We start from the raw sequence: 23,844 nt of genomic DNA, 5'->3' as shown, positions 1-23,844 counted from the left end.
ATTAACAGGAAAGTGAATCGTATGCTGTTCCTCATGCTTTTCTTCCTGCGAATTGCCGCACAACCGGAATACAATGATGAAATACTGGCTGCAAAGATTGACGGGTATTTGCAATCCGCCGTTAATGCATATAAGTTCAATGGTTCAGTATTGGTGGCCAGGCAGGGAAAGCAAATCTTTCACAAGGCATATGGCTGGAAGAACATCGCGGAGCGGACGCATAATGACACAACAACAGTCTTCCCGATCCTTTCAATTACCAAGTCGTTTACGGCAATGGTCATGCTGAAACTTCAGGAACAAAACAAATTGTCACTTAAAGACCCACTGGTTAAATACCTGCCTGATTTTCCCGGTGCTGACAAGGTAACCCTTCTGCAATTACTGACGCACCAGTCGGGTATTCACAACTATACTGACGATATAGGTGAAGAAGATTCTGCATTGGTGAATCACCCGGTCGAAAAGAATTATGTGGTGGACCATATCGCTTCAAAGCCTTATAATTTCACTCCCGGGAAAGGATTTGCATATAACAATTCGGGTTATTACCTGGCGGGACTTGTCATTGAAAAAGTAACCGGGAAAACATATGAACAAAACGTCAGGGAGCTGTTGTTCGAACCACTTCAGATGAACAGTTCTGGTTTTGATTTTAATGGCCTGCCGACCGACAGGAAGGCATGTGGCTACCAGTTCCTTAATGATAAACAGCAAAAGCCGTATACTTATGTTGATTCAACGGTCGGCTATTCAGCGGGAGCGATATACAGCACCACAACCGACATGTACAAATGGATGAAAGCAGTAGCCCGCCAACAGTTGCTGTCCCCTGCCTCATGGAAAACAGCCCTCTCCCAAATAGCAGGCGATTATGGAATCGGGTTTCGGTTAGGACAGCTTTTCGGAAAAAGTTATATCCGGCATTCCGGTGGGTACCCGGGATTTGCCTCCGAGTTCATTTATTATCATAAGCAGGAAGTGACGATCATCCTGCTGCGAAATACGGGAACATACGGGGAGGACCTTTGGCCTGTAACAATGGGAATCTCCTGTATTACACTGGGGCTACCCTACGACAACTGGAAACAGCGGACAGAGATCACACTGCCTGCTGCACAATACACCGGAACATTTGAGCAGGGAAGGTTGAAAATAAGTTTCCAGATCCGGGATAATCAACTTCATGCAATATTACCCGGAGGCCTGGAACTGCCGATGCTTGCAGAAAATTCTGAATCATTTTACTTCGTGAACTATAATTCCGAATTCCTGTTTGTGAAAAATAAAAACGGCACATACGACAAAGTTGTCATCCATGAACATGGAAAAGACACGGAGTCAAAAAAAGTGAAGTAAAAGAATGAACCATCCTTTTTACCCCGGGTACCAGTTACGAAGACGTACGTCAATCGCTTTATCCTTTTCGTTTACCATTCTTGCGAATTCTTTTACATCAGTGAATCCATCCGGCTTCCGGTAGTGATAGGGATAAACGATCTTAGGTTTGAATTCCAGTACTGCACTTGCAGCCTGTTTTTCATCCATGGTGTAAGGAAGGTTCATACAAACAAAAGCCACATCAACATTTTTCAGTGCGCGCATTTCAGGGATATCTTCCGTATCACCGGAAAAATAAACCTGTTTCCCAGCTATATTCAGCAGGTAGCCGTTGCCACGACCCTTCGGATGCCTTGAGTCGGCAGTTTCGGGAAGGTTATACATTGGCAGCGCAGTGATGGTTATGTCCTTGAAAGACGTTTGGGCACCATTTGCCAACACTTCGATATTTTTAAAAGAAGGCAATACAACTTTCAATCGCTCCGCCACTGCTGCGGGCACGATCAGTTTGGCCTTTCCCAGGTTCATAGCCGCGAGTGTACTGCTGTCGAGGTGATCCCCATGAATATCAGTAATGATCACCAGGTCAGCCTCGCCCATTTCCGTAAACCGGGTGGCCCCACCATAAGGATCAACTGCAATCTTTATGTTGTTCCATTTCAACCACAATGAGCCGTGTAAAACCGGGTGAATTTCCAATGGGCCTTTATTTGTTTCAATGATATCGGTTTGTGCAAGTGCAGTGAAACCATTAAACAGTAACAAGACAAGGAGTGTACAAAGTTTCATAATCTGGTATTTACAGGGTTAAGTTAAACTAAAGCAATCAGTCCAGCGGTTTTTCAACCGGCACTTCCCTGGTTACCTGTTCGGCCTCCCAATTCACTAAAATCTGGTGCCAGCCCGGCCTGGTTTCCCGCTTTCCCCAAAAAATATTTTTCCGATAAAGAATAAAGCTTATATCTTTATACAGTAGAACAGACTAGAATAGACTATTAGTCTTTTACCTAACCAAAACGATTGCCCATGCGTAAGACCCGCCACTCCTGACGGCACCTGCCGGCGTGCGAACGATCGCACCATTCTTTCGAAGACCACCAACCAAATAAACTCAATTATGCTAAAAAAGTCTGCCTTAATGGCCTGGCTGATCCAGGCCACTCTCCTCCTATTGCCCTTAATCACCCTTGCCCAGCAACAGGTGTCGGGCATCATCCGCACCGAAAAGGGCGAACCTGTTGTGGGTGCCAGCATCCGCATCAAAGACAATACAACGGGAACAGTGTCCGGAAACGACGGCCACTTCTCGCTAACTGTTGAAGGAAAAAATCTCATCCTCGTCATTACCCATACCGGTTTTGCAAACATGGAAACCCGGGCTGTTGCCGGTAAGCTGCTCGACATTGTCCTGTCCCCCGAAAGCAAGTCCATGAATGAAGTAGTGGTCATCGGTTACGGTTCACAGAAAAAAACCAGTTTAACCGGTTCTGTAGCTTCTGTGAAAGGATCTGAACTTACTCAGAGTTCCTCTGCAAACGTTACCAATGCCATTGCAGGACGGGTGCCCGGCGTTATCGCCAATAACCGTTCGGGGCGACCAGGGGATGACGGCTCCAGTATCCTGATCAGGGGCTTTAATTCCTTTGGCGGTGGAACCAGTCCGCTTTTCGTTGTGGATGGAATTCCTGACCGCGACTTCTCCCGGATCAATCCGGCCGATATTGAAAATATTACTGTGCTGAAAGATGCATCGGCAGCGATCTATGGTGTGCGTTCAGCAAACGGTGTTATTCTCGTCACAACCAAGAGAGGAAAAAGCGGCAAGCCCTCAATCCAATACGATGGATCTGTTAGCGTGCAACAACTCACCCGCCTGCCGGAAATTGTACCCGCGTGGCAATATATGACCTACTACAACGAGATAAATCCCAACAGTTATACCACTGAAGACATTGAAAAATATAAGGCAGGTAACGACCCCGCTTATCCGAGCACGGATTGGATCAATGAAGTGTTCAGGAAAAATGCGCCGCAGACTGCTCACTCCCTTTCTGTAAGAGGTGGTTCAGAAAATGTGCGCTATTATTTCTCCGGGCAGTTCCTCGATCAGTCGAGCAATTTCAGGAACAGTATCGAACACTACCGCCAGTTCAACCTGCGGTCCAATATCGATGCCCGCATCACGAAGAACCTGAAGGTCAATCTTGATCTTGCCGGGCGAACGGAAAACCGCAACTATCCCACTTATGGTGTCAGCAGCATCATGCATGAGACACGTTCACTATATCCTTTCATTCCTGTACGCTGGCCCAACGGTTCACTCAGTGCAGGCGTTTCCAATGGAAGGAACCCGGTAATCCTGGTTTCCGATGCGCCAGGTTACGATAAATCCAAATCCTATGTGTTTACTCCGCTGGCAGGTTTCGACTGGCAGCTGCCCTTTATCACGCAAGGGCTTTCCATTAATGGTTATGCCTCTTATGACATTACATTCCGCGACCAGAAGATCTTCACCAGGCCGTGGGACGCCTGGTCATACAACAGTTCTACCGACACGTACTCCAACCAACGTACTTCCACTGCCACTACCAGCATTACGCAGGATGACAGGCAGACCACTGCCAGTACTGCGTTCATCAGGTTGAATTATGAGCGGCAGTTCGGAGGGAATAACATCGCAGCATTTGCGGGCGTTGAACAAACTTCTTCAAATTTCTCACAGACCTATGCATACAGGAAGAACCTGCTGAGCGAGCAGGTGGACCAGATCTTCACCGGCAGTGCCGAAGGGCAGCAGGGAACCGGTTCTGCAGCGCAGGACGGAAGGCTGAGTTACCTGGGAAGGATCGCATACAATTACGACAGCAGGTATTTTGCTGAAGTATCCATGCGATATAACGGTTCATTCAATTTCCCGGAAGATAACCGCTGGGGATTGTTTCCAGCCGTTTCTGCAGGATGGCGGATTTCAGAAGAAAGATTCTTCCGCGACAATGTCCGCTTCATCAACAACCTGAAACTGCGGGCATCGTGGGGATTGATGGGAAGCGATGCCGTGGCGCAATACCTCTTCCTGACCAGGTATCAGCTGGTGAATAACATGAACTACTACACTTACTTTGGCAGCAACTATGCGCTGGCCAGCGCCATCCAGCTTTCGAGCACACCCAATACCAATATCACCTGGGAGAAGCAGGACACCAAAAATATCGGGCTTGACGCAGGATTCCTTGAAGGTAAACTCAATCTTACCATAGACTATTTCCGTTACCTCCGTAAAGACATCCTTGCGCAGCGGAGCGCCTCTATTCCGCTTTATACAGGGATGGCACTGCCGGCAGAAAACATTGGCAAGTCATTGAACCGCGGTATCGACTTCTCCGCCAGCTTCGATAACCGGTCAGGTAATTTCTTCTATTCAATTGGCACCAACCTCACGTATGCAAAAAGCAAGGTGTTGTTCCGCGATGAAGCCGCCAATGTTCCAGAGTGGCAGAAATCAGAAGGTCATCCGATTGATTCATGGCTGGTATATCTTACCAATGGTGTTTACAGCAGCCAGAAAGAGGTTGATGAATCCGTGCATCTTCCCGGCGCGGAGCCAGGTGATCTCTGGATAAAGGATGTTGATGGAAACGGCATCATCACCAGCACGGACAGGGTAAGGAAATATGAATCGGCCACACCGAAACTGGTATACGGCCTCTCACTCAACGGGGGTTACAAAGGCTTTACGTTAAGCATGCTTTTTTCAGGACAGGCCATGGCGAAGCAGATGATCCTGTCTCAAATGCAGGGGTCGCTGATTGCACCACCCCAATGGTTATACGATGGAAGGTGGACGGCAGAAAATACGGAATCCAAATATCCTAAGGCTTTTAATTCGACGGATTCCTACAACAGCATCTATGCCGATTTCTGGCTGAAGAATGCCGCTTTTCTCCGCCTGAAATCGCTGGAGTTTGGCTATAACCTGCCAGAGCGGTCACTTTCAAAAACAGGAATAAGCAATCTCCGCATTTACCTGTCTGCATACAACCTGTTGTCATTCGACGGTTTGAAGCAATACGGCATTGATGCCGAAACCAACAACATCACCGGGGTAAACTACCCGCAATCGAGGATCTACCGTTTCGGTGTAAACATCGGCCTGTAATACATTCCATCAGCATTAAACTCTGACGATATGAGGATAACTAAAATCATCCTGGCATCCATAATAACAAGTAACATTTTATTTTCCTGCAGCAAGGTGCTGGACAAGGCGCCACTCGATTCGTACACTGACCAGTCAGTATGGTCAGACCTGAAGCTTGCAGAAGCATTCGCCAACAACATTTACAATGTGCTTCCTACCTGCACCTACAACTGGGGCAACTCCATCAACCGGAGTTTCCTGCTTTCCAGCGCAGTTGATGAAGCCTATAACAAATTTGACTATGCGGGTGTGAGAAGCGTAATAACAAAGGGAATCCTGTCGCCCGATAATGCAGGCGATTTTGATATCTGGGCGAAGAACTACTATCATATCCAGAATTCGAATCTTTTCCTGTCAAAAATCGACGGGATACCCGGTGATGAAGCATACCGTAACCGGATCAAAGGGGAAGTTATTTTCCTGCGTGCCTTTGCCTATTTCCAGCTGGCAAGTGATTATGGCGGGGTGCCGCTGATCCGCGAGCCCTTCGACTTAAATTCCAATTTCGAAGTCCCCCGAGGCACATACGAAGAATGCATTTCATTCATCGTACAGGAACTCGACCAGGCAGTAACGTTATTACCGGCGGGCGCATCATCTTCAACCCTTGGCCGTGTAACGGCATCAATGGCAATGGCACTCAAATCGCGGGTGTTGTTGTATGCCGCCAGTGCGCAATGGAACACGACGAACGACGCAGCAAAATGGGAAGCCGCTTCAGCCGCTGCAAAAGCCGTGATCGACCTGAACCAGTTCCAGTTGTTTACAGGCAACTATGCGGATCTCTTTACCAGTTTCAATAATGAACTGATTGGTGTAAGATTATCGAACAAGCAATACAACTGGAGCGCCTTCGATGGCATTGAAATGATGTCATACCCCAGCGGATTCCATGGTTGGGCGGCCTTTGCGCCGACACAAAACCTGGTCGATGCATTTGGCATGGCAAACGGGAAGTCCATTTCCGATCCTGCATCCGGTTACAGCGACCAGCAACCATATCTCAACCGTGATCCCCGGTTTTATGCAAACATTGTGTATGATGGTCGTCCGCTCGGCAACCCCGCATATGTCACTTACCGGGTAACAAGTACCAATCCAACGGGTACAGAAACAGAATTCTATGAAGGCGGAATGGATTCACCACAGGGCATTGACACCTGGAACAACAGTGAGACCCGGTACACTTTCCGGAAGTACATGGACACTACCTATGATTTCAACGTAACCACGCAAACGAACAAGTTCTGGATCCTTTCCAGGCTGGCAGAGATCTACCTCAATTATGCAGAGGCTGAATTTCACCTCGGGCGCGAGGCAAATGCCCGACAGTACCTCGATATGATCCGGGGCAGGGCCGGAATTACTGCACCGGTCACGGAAAGCGGCACTGCACTGGAGGCGCGGATCCGCAATGAGCGGCAGGTGGAGCTTTGTTTTGAAGGACATCGCTATTATGATGTCCGTCGCTGGAAGATCGCGGAGGAAACGCAGAACGTGAACATTGGCCAGGTAATCATCAATCGTACTGACGGGGGATCAAAGACCTACCAGTACAAAACGCTGGAACAACGTTTTTTTAAACCAGGCAATTACCTGTTGCCCATTCCCGCAACGGAAATTGAAAGAACCGGACTGCCACAGAACCCCGGTTATAATTAAATTTACCGGCCATCAATGCCTGTCCGGGCCCGCAGCAATCACCCGGACAGGCGATGGCCATACAAGCGATATCAACAACATGAGAATAATATTCGGCCTATTATTACTGGCGATAAGTTCCGTATCACCCGGCCAGGTACAGGAGTTAAATTTTTATTCGTCGGATACAGCCCTCACCACCGCCTTTATGCATGCAAAGGAAATGGCATTATCGTACAGGGGCGATCCGAAAGACCCGGTTGGCCCATGGTACGAAGCCGCATTGCCTTCGCGCAATGCCTTTTGTATGCGTGATGTATCACACCAGAGCCTGCCCGCGGCGATGCTCGGGCTGGGCATTGAAAACAAAAACATCTTCCGGCATTTTGTAACTAATATTTCCGCGTCCAAAGACTGGTGCTCGTACTGGGAAATGAACAGGGAGGGACTACCGGCACCAGAAGACTACCGGAATGACACTGCATTCTGGTATAACCTGAATGCCAATTCCGACCTCATCTATGCGAGTTGGAAATTGTACCTGTGGACAGGTGACAGCAGTTTTATAACCGATCCTGTTTTTACAGACTTCCGCCGCCGTTCGCTGCATGATTTCATCGATCGGTGGATCCTTCAGCCCGATTCACTTCTCAGCCGGCCGGCCTATCCCAATGCGCCCATTCCTTTCAATATCAGGGATCATTTCCATCGTTGCAGGGGATTACCTTCCTATTCAGAAGGAGTGCCCGATCTCAAGATGGGTGCCGACCTGGTGGCAGCGTTATTCCGTGGTATGCAGACCGCGGCTGAAATGGAAGCGTTGATGGGCAACAGTGACCTGGCCAAACAATATTCTGCGAAAGCGTCAGCATACAGGGACAACCTGCAACAGCAATGGTGGGATGACCAGGCTTCATTGTTTCACACGCATATAACCAATAAGCATATATTCGGAAAGGGGGAAGGCGAAACCTTCCTGTTGTGGTTTGATGCACTGACGGATACTTTAAAGACCCGGCGGACGCTGGAGCATCTTGCTGCAGGAAAATGGAATGTTGAAAACCTGAGTTACCTTCCGGCGATCTTTTACCGGTACGGGTACAACAGCGAGGCATATGCGTTGATGTTGCAGCTGGCCAACCCGGCTACGCCAAGAAGGGAATATCCCGAAGTGTCTTATGGAGTGATAGATGGCCTGGTGCAGGGCATGATGGGTGCGGAAGCCGATGCCCGGCACAACCGACTCAGCACAGTTTATCGTGGAAGCAATGATCACAATGCCGTACTCGAACACCTGCCAGTGCTGTCAACCCGGATAACCATCCGCCATGGCAAAAATCAAAGCACCCTGGAAAATAAGGGTGATCGTGACATTACGTGGCGCGTGGCATTCAACGGACGTCACCGTTATATCATGGTAAGCGGAAAAAAAATAAAAGCGCAGACGCAACTGGGAAAATTGGGTAATATTATTTCATTTACGGATCTGCAGGTGCCGGCGGGTAAAGAGCTGGCAGCATCTATTAAACAATAGCGGATGGCCAATATTTTCGAGAAAATCAAGGAGCTGGAAAAACTTTCTTCTTTTTCAAAACACGACAGCCTGGTACAGGGAGTCATCAATGCGATCGATGACAAGATCCTGGTGCAGAATGATACGCTGCCATCGGTAAACACCATGATCAGGGAAACGCATTTTTCCAGGGAAACGATCATGAAAGCATACCGCGAACTGGTGAGCAGGGGGATTATCCAGTCGAAGAACAGGCTGGGCTATTTCGTTTCGGGTGGAAGTACATCGCAGACACTGAATGTTGCGTTGCTCATGTACAACCTCGATAGTTTCGAAGAACAGTTTTACCGGAACTTCCGCAATACGTTGGGAAAGTCGGTGGAACTGCAGGTGTTTTTTCATCATGGCAATATCGAAATCTTCGAAACCATCCTGCAACGGATCAAGGGGCATTTCGGGATGTATGTGGTGGCACCTATCCCCCACCCGCGATCGAAAGCGATGCTTGAATCAATTCCGCGTAATAAATTCCTGATGTTCGACCGCTACGAGCCAATCGACGGCGAATTCAATCATATTACGCAGGAGTTTGAACAATCTTCATTCAACGTATTTGCTGAACTAGCAGAAGAGATCAGGCAGTTCGATGAATTCGTTTTTTTCCATTCCCCGGATTCATTAGATCCGAAAGAGATCACGTCAGCCTTCAAGAAGTTCCTGAAGAAGTACAGGATCAGGGGCCGTATCGTGCGGGAGTTTGTGCCCGGCAGCATCCAGAAAGGGAAAGTCTATTTCACGCTGGACAATTTCCTGATGTGGGAGATCCTGAAAGAATGCAATGCGAAAAAACTAAAGCCGGGAAAAGATATCGGCCTGCTGTCGCACAATGATGAGCCGTCGAAGGAATTTGCAGGAATTACTACTTACTCGGCCGATTTCAGCCAGATGGGTAAGCTGGCAGCGCAGGCTATTCTTAAAAAGGAAAAGATCCGGCTGACCCTGCCGACAGAACTGGCTCGAAGAAAATCGCTTTGATCAATATTGTAGAATAATTCGGTAGAATCCAGCATTGACAGCGCGGGCTTATGTCCTATTTTAGTTTCATGGACCCGATTGCGTTGCTTGCCTTTATCTCCATAACCGGGGGTATTGCCGTTATTTCATGGCTTCAGACCAGGAAGGAAAAACTCAACACCCTTTCAGGATTGTTCTTCGCGAACCGGAACCTCGGTTTTATTACGGTAGGCAGTGGCGTTCTGTTTGCAAATATCAATACGGCGCTATTCATTGGCGAAAATGAACTCACTTTTACCAATAACATGAGTGTAATGGCATGGGGGGTGACCTCAGTGTTTGCCATGCTGGTGGTTTCGGAATTTATTATGCCCATCTACCTCAGGCACGAAATCGCAACTACGCCTGATTACCTCGAGAACCGGTATGACCGTAAGACCAAGGTGATCGTTTCGTTGATTTTCCTGGTGAACTATATCGTTAACCTGCTACCTTCTGTATTGTACAGTGGCGCTGTAGCTTTCAATGGCATCTTCCGCTTTTCAGAGATTTACAAGGTGGATTACTGGCTGGTGATCTGGGTCCTGGTCTGGTGCCTGGGGATCGCCGGGGCGTTGTATTCGTTGCTGGGCGGATTGAAAGCAATCTCCGTATCGGATACCCTGCTGGGATTCGCGATGTTTACCGGTGGACTCCTGTTGCCTCTTTATGCACTTTGCGAACTGGGTGAAGGCAACCTGGTCAGCGGTTGGAATATGGTAACGACATACAAGACCAGTCACTGGAACAGCATCGGCGGACCTGCAGATGCCATCCCTTTCGCCACAATATTTACCGGCATGTTGCTGGTGAATCTTTACTATTGGGGCACTGAACAATATATTGTACAGCAACTGCTGGGTTCCCGGGATCTTGCGAGCTGCCAGAAAGGAATTGCACTTGCCTGTGTTGGCAAGCTGCTGTGCCCGTTGCTTATTAATATTCCTGGTGTTATTGCGGTGCACCTGTATTCCGGGATGTCAAACACTGCAGAGGTATTCCCCAAATTATTAGGTGATGCTTCGCCGCCTTTTTATACCGGCTTTATGGCCGCATTGCTGTTTGGTGCAGCGTTCACTACTTTCAACGCTGGACTGAACAGCTCAAGCACATTGTTCATGCTGAATCTTTATAAGCCCTGGGCATTAAAAAAGGGAAGGAAACTCTCAGAAACGCAGCTTGTGCGAACCGCTAAGCGATTTGAGATCATACTGTGCCTTGCCGCGATGTTCATAGCACCTTTCATCCTGTTTGCAAGCCGTGGTTTCTACACCTATGTGCAGACGGTAGGCGGGCTATTCAGTGTACCAATATTTACAATTCTGGTCGTGGGGCTGCTCACCCGCAGGGTACCACCAATAGCCGCGAGGATCGGACTTGTATTTTTCATCTGCAGCTATGCGATTGCTGAGTTTGTGCTGGAAATCAAACTTCACTTCCTGCATGTGCTGGCAATTCTGTTTGTGCTTACCGCTGCGCTGATGTTGCTGATCGGACGGCTGCACCCACTGTCCATACCCTACCAGCCGAACAAAGCCGTCAAACAGGAACTGACACCATGGAAGAATCGGCATTGGGTTGCGTTGGTATTGTTGCTGGCGCTGGTGGGCATGTACGTTATTTTCTCGCCGGTTGGATTGGCAAGGTGAACTTAATCTGGCAAGATGTCCATGCGGGAAGTTTGAAGTGAAAAAAACCATCCACGGCCTTCGGTAAAGCGGTTACTGAACAACGTTACGATTTTACTTTTTGAAGACATCCCGGTACCCTCAACCCGTCACCTTAATCGCCAGGCTCTTTCGCTTTCCGCTAACATCCGGCTGGTATACGTATTGCAATCCGGATATTACAGCGGTCTTTTTTTTTACCCACCAACCGCCGGTAAAAGACTAAATTGCATATGAAGACGGGTGAGAAAATGTGCTGCATTTTCCGAATTCTCCTGATTGCCATCGTGGTGTTGGCTGTCCGTACAGCTTACCCGCAAAGCCATACCCTTACCTTCAAGGTGGTCGACGCCGAAAAAATCCCCATTGGCAATGCCACCGTAAAAATTAACCGGTTAGAGCAGTCGGCCGACAGCAGCGGAGCCATTATTGCCATATTACCCAGCGGGCGTCACCACATTGCTGTCAGCTCAGTCGGGTATTTTCCCTTTTCCCGCAGTATCCTCCTGAATAATGACACTAGTTTGTTGGTTGTACTGCAGCCGCGGGAAAGCCTATTGCAAAACGTAACCATTTCTGCCAGCCGCAATATCATGCGCAACCAGATGAGCACCCATATCCTCGATATGGCACAGATCCAGAAACTGCCGGTTGTACTGGGTGAAGTTGACCCGCTGAAAATTGTCACCCTCCTGCCTGGCATTAAAGGTAGTGGAGAATCAAGCGCCGGGATGTATGTGCGGGGAGGTGGTCCTGACCAGAATCTCGTTCTGCTCGACGGTATTACGGTCTACAACCCGAACCACCTGCTGGGCTTCTTCAGCGTTTTCAACGGCGACGCAGTAAAAAACGTAGAGGTCATAAAAGGCGGAATGCCCGCCGAATATGGCGGGCGGCTGAGCAGTGTAATTTCAGTAACCACGAGGGAGGGAAATAAGGATTCTTTGAAAGTCAGCGGTGGAATTGGCCTGATCTCATCCCGGCTATCACTTGAGGGACCAATCGTCAAAAAGAAACTGACATTCATCATCAGTGCGCGACGCACCTACATTGACCAGTTAGCCCGGCTGGTCGTACCCGGCAAGATCGGCCAGAATGCGTACTACTTTTATGACTTCAACGGAAGGGCTGATTACCGGGTCAACAGAAAGAACACCCTGTCATTTACTTTCTATTCAGGGCGTGATGATTTCAAGTTCCAGGACGATTATTCCGAATTCCTGGGGCGTGAGTTCAATGCACTCTGGGGCAACACCATTTTTGGGCTGACGTGGAAACTACAGCTGAACAACCGCTGGAAACAGGAATTGTCCGTAGTGCGGAATAATTTCAACCTGAGCAGCAGGATCTTTTACAGCACGAGCAGTTTCGTGCTTTCCTCGGGACTCACCGACTACCAGGTCAAGAACGACTGGGTCTATACTCCCCATAGGTGGATCAGGTGGAAAACAGGCGTTCAGTATACTTTGCATTCCTTCAGGCCGGGAGCGGGTAACTCAACTGTAGGAATACAGGATTTCAAATCGCAGATCAATGACCAGCATGCCCGGGAGGCAGCTGCATATATCAGTACAGATATCAATGTTACGCCACGACTGAATCTCGTTGCCGGTTTCCGTTACAGTTATTTTAACCAGGTCGGTCCGACCGAAAGAGTACTCTATGGTGCAAATGGAGCACCAACCGGCGAAACGGAATCTTTCAAAAAAGGGGAAAGCATTGCCCGTTACCAGTACCCGGAGCCACGCATCAGTGTTTTGTATAAAACCAGTAATGCTTCCAGCATCAAGATGTCTTATACGCGTACCACGCAGTACCTGCATCTCGCCACCACGAGTGCCGCAACATTCCCGAGTGATCTCTGGGTGCCGGTAAGCAGGTTGATCAGGCCCGGGAGGGCGGAGCAGGTTGCGGCAGGATTTTTCAAAGGCTTCGGCAAAGGCAGGTATGAGATAAGTATGGAAGCCTATTATAAAACCATGACCAATCAACTGGAATTCAAACCCGGTGCGCAATTGCTACTGAACCAGAATATAGAGGGAGAAATGGTTTTTGGAAGTGGCAAAGCATATGGAATTGAATTCTTTCTTCAAAAGAAAAAAGGAAAACTCAACGGCTGGATCGGGTATACGTTAAGTCGTACCACCCGCACTTTCCCTGGCATGAACGATGGCAAACCTTTTCCATACAGGTACGATCGTACCCATGACATGAGTTTGGTATTGAATTACCGGTTCAACCGGCACTGGGAAGCATCTACGGTATTTGTATATGGCACCGGCAATGCGCTCACAATGCCGACAGGAAGGTTTGCATATGACATGGGTTATGACCCGCGCAACATGGTGCCTATCCTGACTAATGTTAATCAATACGACAGGATCAACGATTACCGCATGCCGCCTTATCACCGGCTGGACCTGGCCTTCACATTTACACCGAGGCCGCGGACTACCAAAAGATATAAGAGCAGCTGGGTCTTCAGCCTTTATAATGTGTACAACCGATACAACCCGTACTTCATTTACCTGTATGCCGATGAAGACGAGGGCGTAATCCAGGGCAAGCAGGTTTATCTTTTCCCAATCACTCCGGGTATAACCTGGAATTTTAAATTCTGAAACATGAGAACGACGTCAGGCATTGTCTTTGTCTTTATTTCAGCCATCGTGGCCGGGTTGACCTCGTGTGAAAAGGATTTCGATATAAAAGTAAATAGCCACCAACCGAAGCTGGTGGTGGAGGCTTATATCAACAATGAACTGCCCCTGTACAACTACGTTATACTCGGAAGGAGCCAGGATTACTACGCACCTGATTTCACGAATGTACCGGTAACAGGCGCCAGTGTTGCAATAACGGAAGGCCGGTTGATTTCCGGCCAATATGAATGGGATGCATCCAGCCGGAAAGAACTGAAAGAGGCTGCGCTTACACAGCTCAGCAACGCTTATATCCCGGGCGTTTATTTTGATACAACCCTAAGAGGCACGCCGGGCATGCATTACCTGCTTGAAATCGAAGTAGAAGGCAAAATGTATAGTGCCACGACGGAGCTATTGCAACCATTGTCGATTGACAGTATTACCAGCGGTTACTATTTTATTGACGAGGAAGATGATCCCGAATATATGGCCCGGCTTACCGTTCACTTCAAGGACCCGGACACTATCGGGAACACCCAATTATATTACTGGAGGACGAGGCAGACAGGCGAAAATTTTGGCTGGGGTGCACTGGGCACAAACAGGTATTCACCACGAACAGATGAGCTTGTGAACGGACAGTACATGCACATTACTCATTCGAATGGATTTGATATAGGCGATACCGTGAGCTATCACCTGGTGAATGTTGAAAGGAAGGTCTATAATTTCTGGGACAGCTATTTAAAGGCAAGTGAAAGTGCCAGCCCCTTCTCCACCCCGGTAAACCTGCAGAGCACGATCAGCGGTGAAAACGTGATTGGTTGTTTCAGCGGGTTTAGTGTCAATACAAAGAGTGTAGTAGTGAAATGAAGTATGCGGCAAAAAAAAACCGGGCAGCAAATGCCGCCCGGTTATATCAATCATTCAGTAATCAGTAATTTTAATAACCAGGATTTTGCGAGATAGCATCATGACTCCTTTTGATTTCTTCGCGTGGAATAGGTAATAAGTAATAAAAATCACCTGCCCATGGTTTTCTGACTTCGGCGGCTTCAATAACTCCATAATTGAAAGTCATTTTACCTAACAAATCACCAGGCTGTGCACTTGACCAATCCATTTTCACGCTGGTCAATCCGCGGATAGGAATGTCAATATTTGATGGAGCGGCTTTCCAACGCATCAGGTCAAAGAAGCGGTGATCTTCAAGGTGTAGTTCAATTGCTCTTTCGTTCCTGTACTCCCGTACGAGATCGGTGCCGGAGCTCGTAATATCCGGCATGTTCACAGATGGCCTTTTCCTTACCTTGTTAATATACTCGCGGGCAACTGCTTCATTTCCCAGGGCGATCTGGATTTCCGCATAGTTCAGGTAGAATTCAGCAATCCGGAGGAAGGTGATAGCCTGGTTGTAATCATGATCAAAGCTTGCACGTGGACCGGTAAAATCCAGTAACCTTCTGAAAGTATAGCCCGTCTGAACCCTCCAGTGAAACGGTGTCTTACCTTTTACCCAATACGTTTTTGAATCACGGCCGAAATCATAGAGTTCCTGGCCATTTTTGGGGTCCACCTTATTTGGGTTGACATATGGCGCTGCATTGTCCGGATTGGGATTGGCATCTTCCCAGTATTCATAGGTTCTGAGTGTACTCTTCGCTCCATCATTGATGGTAAACGGACCTGCACCCGGATAAATGATGTCGCTATAGAATCTTGGATCCCTGTTTTTATGCGGATCCTGTGGATCATATCCCGAGGCAGGGTTTACGGTAACTCCGTCGGGCATGTATGGATACTGCCCGTTGGTCATTTGAAACATGTTTACAAAAGTCTGCGTGGGCATTATGCGCTGTCTTGCATCAAACCCGCTTGGCCAATAGTCATAGTTAAAGCCCCAGTCCGGAATACGGGTGCCGGCAGTATGGGATTTACCGAGGATTATTTCGTCCGATTTCAGTGGCCTTGTAAACAGATCGTCGTGCGTGGGATGCAGCGTATAGTTCAGGTCGATCACAGCTTTGGTGGCAACCTCTGCCGCCTGCCATTTAGCCACATCATTGGAAGGGTTATTAAGTGGACTTGCCATGTACAACAGCACCCTCGCCTTTAAAGCCATGGCAGCGGCTTTGCTTATCTTTCCGGGTGTGGGGCTGGTTGTTTTCAATAAATCAGCAGCCAGGTCGCATTCATCCATAATAAATTTAGTGCACTCATCGTATGTGTTCCGGGGAACATCAAAATTTTCATCATCCAGTTTGAAGCTGCTGGTAATAATAGGTACCCCTCCAAAGGTCTTCGTGAGCTCGAAGTACATCCATGCCCGCAGGAAATGCATTTCGCCTTTCATCGGATCAAGCACAGTTGCATCGATTGCAGAATTCTCAATGTTTTCGAAGAACACATTTGCCTTCCTGATATACCCATATTCATCGTTCCATACATTGGTAAGATCGGTGATATTGTCGGCAGAAAGGTTTCCCTCCAGGTATTGGCGGATTCCAGCCGATCTATCATGCGTTTCAGGCTGAGATACGGCTACATCTGTCAAAGGTTCGAAACCACCGGTGCCCGGCAACCATATGGGCTTCATGCCATTATACACATTGTAAACATAGCTTTGAAGAAAATTGGCATCGGAAAAAACTGCATCATCGGTCAGTGAATCCAATGGCTTTTTATCCAGCAAGTCCCTGTCGCACGAAATAGCAGTGATAGCCAGGCCGGTAAACAGCGTGATATAAATTCTGGCTGCCTGTTTATTTAAAAATTTTAAGGATCTCATAATTGTTGATTTTAGAAAGTAAGATTAACTCCGAAGCTGAATGTTCTCATATTGGGATATGCACCACCGTTACCAAGCAGGAATTCAGGATCGCCGGCACCGTACTTCTTCAGGTTGTTATAGAGCATAAAAACATTGTCGCCGGATAAATAGACCCTGAGGTTGGCTATTTTAACCTTTGACACCAGGCTTTTGGGAAGGCTGTATCCTAACTCAATAGCTTTTAAGCGTGCCCATGATACGTTATGGTAATAGAAATCCGCGTCGGATGATGCTACACCTGTTGGCGCTATCATTGGCAGAATGGCATTGGGATTTTCCAATGAATAGGAGTTCAACGCAACATACTCGAGACCATTTCCATTAGACCCGGAACTAAAGCCGGTGCTTAACCGCCACTTAGCTCCTGACTGTCCCTGCAGGAGCATTGTCAGGTCGAAGTTCTGGTAATCCAAACCGATGGTCAGACCAAACTGCGTTTTCGGAAAACCGGTACCATCGTACCTGTAGCGGTCATTCACATCGATCTCGCCATCATTGTTCAGATCCGCAAATATCAATCCCCCTGTGCGGGCACCTGCATAGCTGGCCCCCTTGGTCAGGTCGTCTTCTGTTCTGTAGATCCCGATAGCCTTGTATACCAGAATTGCACCGAGAGGATTTCCTTCCTGTTTCTGATACGATTCTGCCTGTGGTGGCTCATCAAAATAAATGATCTCGTTTTTAGCATACGAGATATTTCCGCTTGCTCTGAAACCGAGGCGGCCAAAATTCTGCCTGTAACCTGCCTGAATTTCAAATCCTTTGCTGTTCATCTTTCCGATATTCTCGTCGGGCAGCACCAGGCCGGTGTATCCCGGGATCGACGCCTGTCTCTTGGCAAGAATCTGTGAAGTCTTTGTATTGAAGACATCGAATTCAAAAGTTAACCTGTTATCCAGGAAGCCGGCTTCCAGGCCAATGTCAGTTTTTTCACTTACTTCCCAGGTAATATTCGGATTGGGTGTGGAAGTGGGCGCGATACCCTGGGCATCCGTTCCATTAATTACCCAACCATTTGAATATCCATATGCTCCTATATACTGGAAGGGATTTACCCTGTCGTTACCCAACTGGCCCCATGAAGCTCTTAACTTCAGGTTGCTGAAGATATTCTCAGGAATGAAAGACTCACTGCTCAACACCCATCCCGCAGATACCTGTGGAAAGAAACCATAACGGGTCTCTTTGGGAAAAATCGGAGAACCATCGTAACGGGCGCTGAAGCCAAACAGGTATTTACCTGCGTAATCATAATTAAGGCGGCCAAAATAGTTCTTCCTTGCTGATTCAGTAGCTCCGCCATTATTGTTCCAGTTTTGGCGGTTGGCACTTCCGGCCGAAAGCTGGTCGATCAACGGAGAGGCATAACCGAGGCGGCTGGTCCAGAAATTATTGTCCTTATAATCCATCTGCTCATAAGCAATGAATGCGCCGATTTTATGGTCGCTTATCGTGGTGTTATAGGATAACTTAATATTTTCTGTAATCCGCTGGCTCTGTACAAAGCCTTCCCTTAAGCCGATATCTTCCACTGTTCTTGACGGGCGTTTCACAACTTCCCCGGGGTTAGCTCCCCTCTCCCAATAAAACCAGGTGTAGTTAAAGGTCTTATCATAATTGGAGGTCTTCACAACAGAAGCAAATCCATCCAATGCAAGACCTTTCACAAACGGTATGTTGTATTTAAACTTAAGTGTACCCATACCTACGTCAGCCTTAGTATCGCGATAGCCCGGGCTTAGAAGCCTGGCGGCAGGATTCAGGTGTGACCAGCCTTCGCCTGGATAGCGATAGTCACCACCGATATATGCTTCCTGTAATGGACTGGTATTTGCGAAATAGGCTATCTCACCCGAACCACCTTGTGGAGACTCTGTATTTTTTTGCCTGAAGGAAAGGTCCAGTCCTACTTCAAAATTATCAGTAACAGAAACATCGATATTGCTTCTTACGTTGTACTGTTTCAACCTGGTTTTATCATCGCCTCGCATAATTCCGCCCTGCGAAGCAGTTCCGAGAGAAACAAAATATCTCACTTTATCTGTTCCGCCCCTCATAGTGAGCGATTGCCGTGACTGCTTGGCAGGAGGATCGATCAACGCATTGTACCAGTCTTCCGGTCTTCTTGTACCATTTTTAAATGATTCGATCAACTCATCAGGGAAATCGGGCGGTGTACCTTCCAGTGCCCTGCGCTGATTGAGTACATCCATGTACTGGAAAACATCAGCTGAATTCACTTTCATGGTCGGTGATTGGTAAGAATGCGTGGTTGTAAAATCAAAAGAGGGTTTCCCACTTTTTCCGCGCTTGGTAGTAACAAGAATTACCCCTCCTGCTGACTGTGCACCATAAACGGCTGCGGAGGCATCTTTCAATACGGATATTGACTCGATGTCGTTGGGATCCAGCCTGTTCAGTCCGTCCGGATCCGCGTTGGCAATACCGTCAATAACGATCAATGCAGAACTGTTCCGGTAAGTATTTGGTCCCCGCACCAGGATCTGCGCATCATCAAAACCAGGTATTGCACTTCTTTGGTTTACGAATAATCCTGCAAGTCGCCCTGACAGCGAGTTCGACAGGGAAACCGAAGTCGATTTCTTAACCTCCGAACCTGACACCTGTACAACAGCGTTTGTCAGTTCCTTCTTTTTCTGGGTGCCATAACCGACCACGACTACGTCTTCGAGGTTCTTTGAAAGTTTCTCCATTTTAACCACAGACGACGATGAGCCGGCTTTGATTTCCACATCCAGGAATCCGACATGGGAAAACAACAGCACACTGTTTTCATCCTTTACGTTGATGGTATATCTTCCTTCCTTATCGGTAACGACTACATTGTTAGTTCCTTTTTCAGAAACGCTTACTCCCGCCAAAGGCTCACCGTTGTCGCCGGTTATCTGTCCTTTGACAACACGGTCGGGCAGGTCAGTATGTTTGCCCCGGTTTCGGATATTGTGACCCGCATCTGACGGGGAATCCTTCTCCTTTGCTGAAAGAGTGTTACACAAGAAACCTTGCACTAATATCATGCAAAGAGCGCATTTGGCTTTATACCAAACACCAGGCAATCGTTTTGGTCTCATAACAGTGGTTTATAGTTAATATATTATCCCCAAGCAGGTTAAGGTTATGGCAACACTTCTGGTGTCAGAACATTGACATTTCAACATCAGGCCTTAATATTCCACCGCACTTTTCTTTATGTGATTGCCCTATATTTGTATTGTACCTATGTTTGTATGTCTATACATGATCAAATATAAAAGAAAAGATATTTAAGTCAAATATTTTTTTTACGAAATAATTGACAGAAACATCCTGGATGTTAACATGCCTAAACGATTGCCATATGAGATTACCCGGGTTCATTACCGTTATAGCAATTAACTGGTTGCTGGTTGCCTCCTGCAGCCAGAGGAAACAGCTTTTCCAGCCGGTAGATTCAAAACATTCCGGAATTGTATTCAACAACAAAATAGTCGAAACAGATTCCCTCAATCCCATTGATGTGACCAATATTTACAATGGTGGTGGTGTGGGGATTGGCGATTTCAACAACGATGGGCTGCAGGACGTGTACCTGACAGGCAATATGGTCTCTTCCGCGCTCTATTTAAATAAGGGCGGCCTGGAGTTTACAGATATAACTTCCATTGCGGGGGTAAACGGAAGCGGCAGGTGGTGCAAAGGAGTGTCCGTAGTGGATATCAATAATGACGGGTTGTTGGATATGTACGTCTGCGCCTCCATGAACAAGGACCCACAACAACGGAGAAACCTGCTGTACATTAATAAAGGACTGAACAAAGAGGGAGTGCCTACATTTAAGGATGAGGCAGCGGCCTACGGACTGGATGACAGCACCCACTCTACCATGGCCAACTTTTTCGATTATGATAACGATGGCGACCTGGACGTGTACATTGTTGTAAATGAAATTATTGCAGGCGTCAACCCTTCTGTTTTTAAACATAAGATTACGGATGGAAGTTTTCCCAGTACCGGTCGACTCTACCGGAATGATGTAAACAAGTCACTGAAACACCCTGTATTTACAGATGTAACCCATGCAGCCGGGGTAACCATCGAAGGTTACGGGCACGGTGCAACGATTTCAGATATCAATAAAGATGGCTGGAAAGACATTTTCGTTACCAACGACTTTATTGCTACTGACCTGCTGTACATCAATAACCAAAATGGAACATTTACAGAAAAGGCTACTACCTATTTTAAACACACATCCGCCAACGGAATGGGTCAGGACGTGATAGACATCAACAACGACGGCCTTTCTGATATCGTAGAACTGGACATGAATCCCGAAGACAATTACAGGAAAAAAATGATGCTTGGTGCAAGCAGTTACCAGACCTTCCAGCTCAATGATTTTTTCAGGTATCAATATCAGTATGTCCGGAATTCCATTCAAATCAATGAAGGGCCTCGACTCAATGCCAACGACTCAATAGGCGATCCGGTATTCAGCGAAACGGGATATTTTTCAGGCATCGCTGAAACAGACTGGAGCTGGTGCCCGTTGGTAGCAGATTTTGATAACGACGGATGGCGCGACCTTGTAGTAACAAACGGCTTTCCGCGGGACGTAACAGACCGGGACTTTATAGCTTATCGCCAGGAAGCTTCTCCCATCACCCCGCAGGAGAACACCCTGGCACAGATCCCACAGGTTAAACTTCACAATTATGCTTTCCGCAACAACGGCAACTGCAGCTTCTCAGACGTGTCACCGGAATGGGGTCTCACCACGCGCACATTTTCTAATGGCGCAGCCTATGCAGACCTGGATAATGATGGCGACCTTGACATGATAGTAAACAACATCAACGATGAAGCATCCGTTTATGAAAACAGCCTGATGAATGAAAAGCCAGGCACCAGGCACTACCTGACCGTGCAATTGTCAGGTGATTCGTTAAACAGGGATGGTATTGGCGCATGGATCGAAATCTATTATGGAAACCAGCAACAGGTTTATGAACAAACCCCGTACCGCGGGTACCTGTCCAGTATACAGGCAAATGCACACTTTGGACTGGGAGCAATTTCAACAATAGATTCTTTGGTTATCAAATGGCCGGACGGAAGTAAAGAGACCCGTAAGAATGTCACAGCAGACAATACGGTAAACATCAATAAAAAAGATGCTGGGGCGCGTTTTGACTGGTCTAGCTCTGCCCTGGCGAAACACAATCTTTTCAGCGAAGTAACCCATTCATTGGGCATTCGCTACAGTCACTCGCAAACAGACTATGTCGATTTCAACATCCAGAAATTATTACCTCATAAATTCTCAGAATATGGCCCATCCCTGGCGGCGGGTGATCTGAATGGTGATGGATTGGACGATGTAGTCATTGGTGGAAACTCATCGTTTGGTGCAATGGCCTTATTGCAACAGGATAATGGCTTGTTCCTACAAAAACCTATAACTAAACCGGTTGAAAATATCAATGTGCATTACCAGGATATGGGAGCTATCCTCTTCGATGCTGATGGAGATCTGGACCTGGACCTGTACCTGGCGCATGGCGGTTATGAAAGCAAACGCAACAGCATTGCGTACCAGGACCAGCTTTTGATCAACGACGGTAAAGGTAATTTCATTATTGACTCATCTGCGTTACCTGAAAATCTTACAAGCAAATCTTGTGTGCGTGCCGTAGATTATGATAAGGACGGAGACCTTGACCTGTTTGTCGCGGGCCGGGTAGATCCCTGGCAGTATCCAAAGCCAGTGTCCAGTTTTATTTACCGCAATGATTCAAAGGATGGGCAAATAAAATTTGTTGACGCCAGCAGCCTGGTGGCAAAGGAACTCGCTAATATTGGGCTGGTATGCGATGCACTGTTTACTGATTTTGACAACGACAGTTGGCCAGATATGGTGTTGGCAGGTGAATGGATGCCACTTACCTTTTTGAAAAATGAGAAAGGCATCTTCAGGAACATAACAAACAGCACGGGAATTTCTGATCAGAGCGGCTGGTGGAACAGTTTAACGGCAGGTGACTTTGATAACGATGGCGACATTGATTTTTTATCCGGGAATCTCGGCCAAAATTCATTTTACAAAGCCACTTCGCAACACCCTGCTTCCATCATTGCCAAAGACTTTGACAACAATGGAAGTTATGATGCTATTCCGGCACTATTCCTGAAGGCCAGCCAGGACGATACAAGCAGAAAACAGTTTGCAGTTCCAGGACGGGATGACATGGTAAAACAGATCATCGGCATGCGGTCAAAATTCCAGAATTATAAATCGTATGCCACAACTACCATTGACCAATTGTTTACGCCGGAGCAATGCAATGGCTCTCTCAGACTCAACGCAAATAATTTTAACTCGTCCTTTTGCAGGAATGACGGCGACGGTAAATTCACCCTTGTAGCCCTGCCCTTAAAAGCGCAACTTTCTGCATTGAATGGAATGGTGACCGATGACTTTGACGGTGATGGCAATCTTGATGTAGTGATCAACACCAACGATTATGGCACTGATGTATCGTTAGGCCGATACGATGCCTTAAACGGGCTAATGCTGAAGGGTGATGGCAGGGGAAATTTTATCGCAAAATCTATCATAGAAAGCGGCATCTATATTCCGGGCAATGGAAAGGCATTAATTAAGCTAAAGGGAAAGAATAATAAATACCTGTTGGCGGCTACACAGAATCGCGGACCTTTAGCGGTATTTCAACTTAAAAAAGACTGTAAGCATATAGTACTGCAACCTGCCGATGTTACAATCGACATTTCATTTAAAGATGGAAAAAAACAAAAGCAGGAATGCTACTATGGTACTTCCTTTCTCTCGCAATCTGCAAGATTCCTCCAGGTCAGCAAAAATGTGGAATCAGCAGTAATTACAGATGGTAATGGACAAACCAGGACATTAACTTTTTAAAACTCCAACCGGGAAA

At 47.3% G+C, this 23,844-nt stretch carries 12 protein-coding genes; 9 read left to right on the top strand and 3 right to left on the bottom strand.

The genetic code is table 11. From position 1 onward, the window contains the following. Positions 1-21 precede the first annotated feature (21 nt). The gene (locus OI18_RS13370) at positions 22-1,359 is read left to right on the top strand and encodes a serine hydrolase domain-containing protein (protein WP_039140520.1); all 1,338 of its coding nucleotides are present in this window, start codon (positions 22-24) and stop codon (positions 1,357-1,359) included. Positions 1,360-1,377: 18 nt separating this feature from the next. Here OI18_RS13370 and OI18_RS13365 read toward each other — a convergent pair whose 3' ends face one another. Continuing rightward, the gene (locus OI18_RS13365; RefSeq protein ID WP_039140518.1) at positions 1,378-2,130 is read right to left on the bottom strand and encodes an MBL fold metallo-hydrolase; all 753 of its coding nucleotides are present in this window, start codon (positions 2,128-2,130) and stop codon (positions 1,378-1,380) included. Positions 2,131-2,458: 328 nt separating this feature from the next. Here OI18_RS13365 and OI18_RS13360 point away from each other — a divergent pair, with 328 nt between their 5' ends. The 7 genes from OI18_RS13360 (at position 2,459) to OI18_RS13330 (ending at position 14,931) form a co-directional block, all read left to right on the top strand. Beyond that, on the top strand, positions 2,459-5,497 hold the full coding sequence (locus tag OI18_RS13360) for a SusC/RagA family TonB-linked outer membrane protein (RefSeq protein WP_039140516.1): 3,039 nt from the start codon (positions 2,459-2,461) through the stop codon (positions 5,495-5,497). Between the two features lie 30 nt (positions 5,498-5,527). Beyond that, complete coding sequence (locus tag OI18_RS13355) at positions 5,528-7,201, top strand: RagB/SusD family nutrient uptake outer membrane protein (protein WP_039140515.1); 1,674 nt, start codon at positions 5,528-5,530, stop codon at positions 7,199-7,201. Between the two features lie 79 nt (positions 7,202-7,280). After that, a complete protein-coding gene (locus OI18_RS13350) occupies positions 7,281-8,714 on the top strand; it encodes a hypothetical protein (RefSeq protein ID WP_152616822.1) in 1,434 nt (477 codons plus the stop codon). 3 nt (positions 8,715-8,717) lie between these two features. Next, on the top strand, positions 8,718-9,728 hold the full coding sequence (locus tag OI18_RS13345) for a GntR family transcriptional regulator (protein WP_039140513.1): 1,011 nt from the start codon (positions 8,718-8,720) through the stop codon (positions 9,726-9,728). A gap of 68 nt (positions 9,729-9,796) precedes the next feature. Next, a complete protein-coding gene (locus OI18_RS13340; RefSeq protein ID WP_039140511.1) occupies positions 9,797-11,395 on the top strand; it encodes a solute:sodium symporter family transporter in 1,599 nt (532 codons plus the stop codon). Positions 11,396-11,646: 251 nt separating this feature from the next. Continuing rightward, complete coding sequence (locus OI18_RS13335) at positions 11,647-14,034, top strand: TonB-dependent receptor (protein ID WP_052273198.1); 2,388 nt, start codon at positions 11,647-11,649, stop codon at positions 14,032-14,034. A gap of 3 nt (positions 14,035-14,037) precedes the next feature. Then, positions 14,038-14,931: a DUF4249 domain-containing protein gene (locus tag OI18_RS13330; RefSeq protein WP_039140509.1), complete on the top strand. Its 894-nt coding sequence runs from the start codon at positions 14,038-14,040 to the stop codon at positions 14,929-14,931. Positions 14,932-15,001: 70 nt separating this feature from the next. Here the strand turns inward: OI18_RS13330 and OI18_RS13325 are convergent, their stop codons facing one another. Together OI18_RS13325 and OI18_RS13320 are read right to left on the bottom strand one after the other, a co-directional pair. Beyond that, positions 15,002-16,846 (bottom strand): RagB/SusD family nutrient uptake outer membrane protein, encoded by a 1,845-nt coding sequence (locus tag OI18_RS13325; protein ID WP_039140507.1) that lies wholly within the window; start codon positions 16,844-16,846, stop codon positions 15,002-15,004. Positions 16,847-16,857: 11 nt separating this feature from the next. Further along, complete coding sequence (locus OI18_RS13320; RefSeq protein WP_052273197.1) at positions 16,858-19,926, bottom strand: SusC/RagA family TonB-linked outer membrane protein; 3,069 nt, start codon at positions 19,924-19,926, stop codon at positions 16,858-16,860. 320 nt (positions 19,927-20,246) lie between these two features. Here OI18_RS13320 and OI18_RS13315 point away from each other — a divergent pair, with 320 nt between their 5' ends. Beyond that, positions 20,247-23,828, top strand: coding sequence for a CRTAC1 family protein (locus OI18_RS13315; protein WP_039140505.1), 3,582 nt, complete (start codon positions 20,247-20,249; stop codon positions 23,826-23,828). The last annotated feature ends 16 nt before the right edge of the window (positions 23,829-23,844 follow it).

It is taken from the genome of Flavihumibacter solisilvae, assembly GCF_000814475.1.
Classification (GTDB): domain Bacteria; phylum Bacteroidota; class Bacteroidia; order Chitinophagales; family Chitinophagaceae; genus Flavihumibacter; species Flavihumibacter solisilvae.
Note: the sequence above shows the minus strand (reverse complement) of the source record. Positions and strands in the feature narration are given on the sequence as shown.

What these genes read in the sequence shown, in the direction of transcription:
- OI18_RS13370 (WP_039140520.1), top strand. Translation starts at nt 22, where the DNA reads ATGCTGTTCCTCATGCTTTTCTTCCTGCGAATTGCCGCACAACCGGAA.
- OI18_RS13365 (WP_039140518.1), bottom strand. Translation starts at nt 2,130, where the DNA reads ATGAAACTTTGTACACTCCTTGTCTTGTTACTGTTTAATGGTTTCACT.
- OI18_RS13360 (WP_039140516.1), top strand. Translation starts at nt 2,459, where the DNA reads ATGCTAAAAAAGTCTGCCTTAATGGCCTGGCTGATCCAGGCCACTCTC.
- OI18_RS13355 (WP_039140515.1), top strand. Translation starts at nt 5,528, where the DNA reads ATGAGGATAACTAAAATCATCCTGGCATCCATAATAACAAGTAACATT.
- OI18_RS13350 (WP_152616822.1), top strand. Translation starts at nt 7,281, where the DNA reads ATGAGAATAATATTCGGCCTATTATTACTGGCGATAAGTTCCGTATCA.
- OI18_RS13345 (WP_039140513.1), top strand. Translation starts at nt 8,718, where the DNA reads ATGGCCAATATTTTCGAGAAAATCAAGGAGCTGGAAAAACTTTCTTCT.
- OI18_RS13340 (WP_039140511.1), top strand. Translation starts at nt 9,797, where the DNA reads ATGGACCCGATTGCGTTGCTTGCCTTTATCTCCATAACCGGGGGTATT.
- OI18_RS13335 (WP_052273198.1), top strand. Translation starts at nt 11,647, where the DNA reads ATGAAGACGGGTGAGAAAATGTGCTGCATTTTCCGAATTCTCCTGATT.
- OI18_RS13330 (WP_039140509.1), top strand. Translation starts at nt 14,038, where the DNA reads ATGAGAACGACGTCAGGCATTGTCTTTGTCTTTATTTCAGCCATCGTG.
- OI18_RS13325 (WP_039140507.1), bottom strand. Translation starts at nt 16,846, where the DNA reads ATGAGATCCTTAAAATTTTTAAATAAACAGGCAGCCAGAATTTATATC.
- OI18_RS13320 (WP_052273197.1), bottom strand. Translation starts at nt 19,926, where the DNA reads ATGATATTAGTGCAAGGTTTCTTGTGTAACACTCTTTCAGCAAAGGAG.
- OI18_RS13315 (WP_039140505.1), top strand. Translation starts at nt 20,247, where the DNA reads ATGAGATTACCCGGGTTCATTACCGTTATAGCAATTAACTGGTTGCTG.